We start from the raw sequence: 5,203 nt of genomic DNA, 5'->3' as shown, positions 1-5,203 counted from the left end.
GTTTTAGGCAACCGGCGCTAATTGAACACCCAGAATTCAGGGCGTCCCGCGAGAATCGAAGGGGCATTCACCCATAAGAGTGACTGCTATACAGTTCATGATTGACTGGTCTGGCGCTTATTTATGACTCTGGGATATGCCATAGATCATATTTTGGGCAAGATTCGACCAGATGTGATCTGGCGTGGAGGGTAGACGAGCGATAAAGGTCCAGGTAGAGCGAAGGCTGCCCTGCCACACGCTCTGGTGGACAGCCTGCCTTGGGTGCGCGGCGATGCGATGCCCCGGAGTAAATCAAGGGGAGCCATCAAGTCACCTGATCTGCTCACTTGTTGCAAGATGACCGAGTGGATCCGACCCTTGAGGGAGCGTTCATAGGCTCCGGCGCCACTGCGCTGGGCTCCGTCATCGCCTGGTTCGGTTCGAGGGCCCAGGCGCGGGCGCAGCTGCGAGCGGTGACGTTGCAGTTCAGGGCTCAGCGCTTTGACGGCAAGGGTGGGGAGAGCGTCGCCCCGCCTGGTGAGCGGCAGGGCGGGGTGCATGTGTAGCTGCGCAGCCCTGGTAGCTCGAGTAGGGACGTGGGCCACGGTGCGACGGAGGTGTGACAGGGCTGCATGCCAGCGCCCCCGTGGTGGAGCGGGGGCGCGAGCAGGGCCGACCACAGCAAGGGGCATACCTGGGGAGAGGGGCCCACGCTCGGCGTGGGGTCGAACCTGCGGCCACGGTAGGCCCGTGATGCCGCGTGTGTCACGAGTCGTGCACGGGATGGTCAAGACAATGGGCGAGCGCGTCTGCCTCCGTACCGTGGCCGGCGTGGGATCTATCGACTGGGGCGACGCCCCAACATGGATTGCCGGAGTATTCGCGGCCGCCGCGGCGTACTACGCCCGAGGGACGCTGAGGAGCCAGCAGAAGCAGATCCGCGAGCAGCGGGAGTTCATCGCCGAGCAGTCGGCGACGCTGGCGCTGGAGCGGGCCGAGTTGAGTGCGGCGGCTGAGGAGCGGAAGTGGGCGCAGGCTCGGCAGGTCCGGATGAGGATCTGGACAGCACGTCGGGTGCAGCGCACGTGGGTGAGGGCCAGGGAAGGATACGAGCGCTGGGACGTCGAAGTCGAGAACGGGAGCAGCGAACCTGTACGGGCAGTCAAGGTCCGTTTCGGCGCGTCCTACACGGCCAGTGAGGCGTATGACCTGGCGCACGAGGACTTGCCGGGCGGCGGGCGGCTCGGAGCTCCCGTGCCGTTGATCGGCCCCGGTCGGACCTTCCTGTTCGTATCTCCGAACTGGCCCGAGACCACCGTGGACAACAACCGCCCTCACGTCTACTTCACGGATGATGCCGGTCTCCGCTGGCATTTGAACGAACACGGCCAGTTGACAGAGCGCCCCCAAGGGGAACCGGAGTGACGAAGGCCCCGCCGCAGATGGGTTGCGACGAGGCCGGGCCGGCCGCTACCCGATGTGAGCCTCCAGCGTGGCAGGCGGCGCTACTTCCCAATCGTGATGCGCTCGCTGTCCAACAGCGCCGTATGCGTTGCCGAGGTCACCATCAGCAGGATCAGTAAGAGCCCCACGAACGGGCTGTTCCCCGACACCAGGGTGACCGCAACGAGCACGGCCACCTCGACCACCACGTAGACGGCCGCGACCCACGGCTTGATGACGCCCTTCACCGCGGCGACCACGAACGGGACGGCAGCCGCGATGCCCAAGGTGACGATCGGGACGATGGTCCAGACGACCTGTGCCGTCTTGGCGTTGAACATCTTCGGCCGGCCGATGGGCGGCAGCGGAGCCGTGACGTACGGACTGGGGCCGGGCTGGTACGGGTTGCTCATGGATATCCCCCCAAGGATGTGGTGATGGGCATTTCAACGCATGTGGAGCAGTGTGGGTAGGGGTGTGACGGCTCTGATACGTGGTGTTCGAGCTGTCTGTCACTGGCTGGTGTGGTCGGGCGCCGGGGAGTCGCTGATTCCGGTCTGCTCGCGCATCGGCTGATTGGACAGGCGGGCGTGCTGCTCATGCTGCTCTGGCGTCCAGGTGCGGGGATCGCTGGCGCGGACGTGAGCGCGGAGGGCGGCCGTAGCGGGGCCGTGGGTGCTGCGCTGACTGTTAGGGGACGTTCGAGTGCAGCAGCAAGGAGGTGACGCCAAGCGGACATCAGCAGGCCGTCGGCTCGGGCGGAAGGAGCTGTCAGTGGCACCCCACCCGGCCTGAGGCAGACGGTCGTCCGTGCTGTTGATATGGATTGTCGGGGTCTCGTGGCCATCCTCCGGCCAGGGTGCAGCCTGCGGCACGCGTGGGTCCGGAAACTAACTACTCAGAGGCGATCTGATAGGTGGCTGCTGAGGGGACGTGAAAAGCCGCTCAGTCTGTCTGCAGCTGCCGGCCACCATGTCGCGACAGCCACTCCGTGTAGCGCCAGCGCAGTGCCGCCTCGTGTGGGTGATGGGCCAGTCCGCGCAGATGAGGGGTGATGATCCCAAGCTGTTCGCGCGTAGGACCCTCGGGGCGAGTGACGACGTCGAGCGTGTCAGGGGCGATCGCGAACAGGTGGGCATCGAAGGCGCGGTGAAGGGCTGCGTTGAGCGGCATGCCGTTGCGGGGGTCGTCGGTGCCGTCATCGGCGTCGGGCCTGAGGTGAGCCGCTTCGATCATCTCGGGTACTGCGATTCCCGAGAGGGGACAGCGAGGCCCGTAGCGCTGGAAGACCCGCAGCTTGAAGCGGCGCTGCCCGGGGCGTTCGCGGACGTTTCGCCGGGTGCTCCGGCTACGGTTGCCCGTCAAGGAGAAGGGCTGCTCGTCCGAATGGTCTTCGGTGAGGACGTGCTCCGGTTTGCTGTCTCCGAAGGTGATCAGAAAGATCCTGGAGCGCTCCTCCCAGCCCTCCACCCATGCCAGGCGGACGATGCGCACGGTGGACCGGGGAGTTGACTTCGCGATGACGAAGAGGGGTAGTTCGAGGGCTGCTGCAGCCTTGGTCGCGGCGATCTCTGATTCGTCTCGGCCAGGTCCCCGATCGGTGGTCGGGTAGTGGTAGATCACGTCGTCGTCGCTGATGTCGTCCGGGTAGTGCGCACCGGTGTGCAGGACTCCCATGGTGACTCCGGCCGCGTGGACAGCTTCTGTCCTTGCTTTGTCCACCCAGACGCCCTGAGCTCCGCCGTAGACACCGAATGCGCGGAGGACAGCGGGCGGGACCTGAGTGAGGTCTTCGGTGAGCTGCAGATGTGACCAGACTGCGAGCCGCCAGGCGCGCTCACCCTGGACTGTGGTGGGGCGACGGTCGACCACAGTGAAGCCGAGGCGCTCCAGTAGACGATTGCTGTGGTCGCGTCCGCCGCTGATCACGTGGGCGTCAGGGTCCTGATGTTCGTAGCGATACGCCACGTTGGCGATGGCCTTGGCGTCGTACAGCCGTCCATCGACCTGGAGGTAGTACTGATTGGCACGCTCGAACCCGTGCTCCTCCAGGAAGTCATCCCGCCCACTGGCGTCGTACTCCTTGACTACACGCCGAACAATGCTGGCATCCGTCAGCCCTGTGGTGGCCATGAGTCCCCTCCCATACCAGGTCTGACGACGATCCTAGGGATGGCCGCTGACAACGGGAGCAGGCTAGGCGGCCGGTGGTCTCATTTCTGGTCTCAGCTGGGAGCGTTCTGCCACTGTCCGCGAGCGTCCAAGAACGTGCGTCACAGCCGCTGACCTGCTGCCCTGAGTGAACAGCCCGGCCAGCCGCCTACAAGATCGTGACTTGCTGTGTTGCGTGGGCCTCACGAACCGTCAAAGTCCAGGGCCAACAGTCGCCGACGCCGTGAGCTACGGTCACCTCTGTGCCGACTCATGAAGCGTCCTGCACTCAGGGCTCTGCCGTAGCCTCAAGGCTCCTCCGCGAAGCTCGTAGCAGCGGCTCACAGTCTGCGATAGCGCTCAGGCGAGCTGTACACCGTCTAGGTCTCCGCTACCGGGTTGCCGCTCGCCCCCTCCCTGAGGTGCGGAGGGTACCCGACTTCGTGTTCCCACACGCCAAGGTAGCTGTCTTCTTGGACGGCTGCTTCTGGCACGGGTGCCCTGCTCACGCCACAGTATCCGAGCACAACGACGAGCTTTGGGCCGCAAAGGTGGCTCAGAATGGAGCCCGAGACAAGGACACCGATCAACGTCTTCAAGACGCTGGGTGGGTTGTAGTTCGTGTCTGGGAGCACGAGAACCCACAAGCCGCTGCGGAGAGGGTACGGGCCGTGCTTCAAGGACGACGGTGACCGTGTGTTGCAGCCCTTGAAGAAGTGCTCGCCTGCAGCTGGCGGGCACCCTTAAGATCAATGCATGTCTCAAGAGAAACTCGGCAAGATCCTCAGCTCTGTAGCCAAAAGGATGCGCGCCGACTTTGAGCAGTCGCAGAATTTCAATCACAACGGGGAAGCCGGCACCTCGCGCGAGTTGCTTGTTCAAGAATTTCTTTCCGGGTATCTGCCGGCGCATGTGGAGGCAGTCCACAATGCGGAAGTTATCGCGGCGAATGGTGACGTTTCACCGCAGTGTGACATCGTGCTCATCGATCGTGGAACGCCGCCCTTCACTAGTCTCAACGGGTTCCGTATCATCCCCAACGAATGCGTGTACGGCGTGGTCGAGGTGAAGACGAAGCTAGACGGAACTCAGCTCACGGACGCCTGCAACAAGATCAGCCGTGTGCGAAGGATTCCGAAAACGTCCTACCGACCGATCCCTGGAACGATCCCGCGCTCCACTAAGGCGTACGGTGAGACGCACGACCATTTCCCGACATCGGGAATGATCGTTGCGTTCGGCAGTCTCAATCTGGAGACCATCGGCAATCACCTCATGGACTGGTGCCGGACACGCAATCCCTTCGACTGGCCGGACAGCGTGTGGGTCGTAGGGAAGGGACACCTGCAATGGGGCGACCCGCGCACTGGCTCACTCTTCAGGTCGCCGGTAGCCGGCGCATCACTGATCCAGATCGACGCCGTGCCCGAGCAAGACATCCTTCTCTCGCTGGCCCTGCACCTCAACATTCATTTCTCTGATGCGTGGATGAATCCGCTCGATCTCGTCCCCTACTCCGGCGCCACACCGTTGGGACACATCGCAAAGAAATGGGCCATCTAGAGAGCTGTTTAAGGAATCACTGCCCTGTTGCCACTCAAAATGTGGCAACAGAGCGGTAGCCCCG

At 63.6% G+C, this 5,203-nt stretch carries 6 protein-coding genes; 4 read left to right on the top strand and 2 right to left on the bottom strand.

Features of this window, described 5'->3' with window-relative positions; translation table 11 throughout:
* Positions 1–347 precede the first annotated feature (347 nt).
* Both ACWDSL_RS51730 and ACWDSL_RS51725 read left to right on the top strand, forming a co-directional pair.
* Positions 348–548, top strand: coding sequence for a hypothetical protein (locus tag ACWDSL_RS51730; RefSeq protein WP_450496529.1), 201 nt, complete (start codon positions 348–350; stop codon positions 546–548).
* 265 nt (positions 549–813) lie between these two features.
* On the top strand, positions 814–1,407 hold the full coding sequence (locus ACWDSL_RS51725) for a hypothetical protein (RefSeq protein ID WP_450496527.1): 594 nt from the start codon (positions 814–816) through the stop codon (positions 1,405–1,407).
* Between the two features lie 80 nt (positions 1,408–1,487).
* Here ACWDSL_RS51725 and ACWDSL_RS51720 read toward each other — a convergent pair whose 3' ends face one another.
* Both ACWDSL_RS51720 and ACWDSL_RS51715 read right to left on the bottom strand, forming a co-directional pair.
* A complete protein-coding gene (locus tag ACWDSL_RS51720) occupies positions 1,488–1,838 on the bottom strand; it encodes a hypothetical protein (protein WP_450496525.1) in 351 nt (116 codons plus the stop codon).
* Between the two features lie 532 nt (positions 1,839–2,370).
* Positions 2,371–3,558 carry an HNH endonuclease gene (locus tag ACWDSL_RS51715; RefSeq protein ID WP_450496524.1) on the bottom strand — a complete coding sequence of 396 codons (1,188 nt, stop codon included), beginning with the start codon at positions 3,556–3,558 and terminating at the stop codon, positions 2,371–2,373.
* 281 nt (positions 3,559–3,839) lie between these two features.
* On the opposite strand from ACWDSL_RS51715, the gene ACWDSL_RS51710 reads away from it, so the two are divergent.
* Positions 3,840–4,268 carry a very short patch repair endonuclease gene (locus ACWDSL_RS51710; RefSeq protein ID WP_450496523.1) on the top strand — a complete coding sequence of 143 codons (429 nt, stop codon included), beginning with the start codon at positions 3,840–3,842 and terminating at the stop codon, positions 4,266–4,268.
* 64 nt (positions 4,269–4,332) lie between these two features.
* Complete coding sequence (locus tag ACWDSL_RS51705; protein ID WP_450496521.1) at positions 4,333–5,139, top strand: DUF6602 domain-containing protein; 807 nt, start codon at positions 4,333–4,335, stop codon at positions 5,137–5,139.
* The last annotated feature ends 64 nt before the right edge of the window (positions 5,140–5,203 follow it).

It is taken from the genome of Streptomyces sp. NPDC000941, from assembly GCF_053599555.1.
Note: the sequence above shows the minus strand (reverse complement) of the source record. Positions and strands in the feature narration are given on the sequence as shown.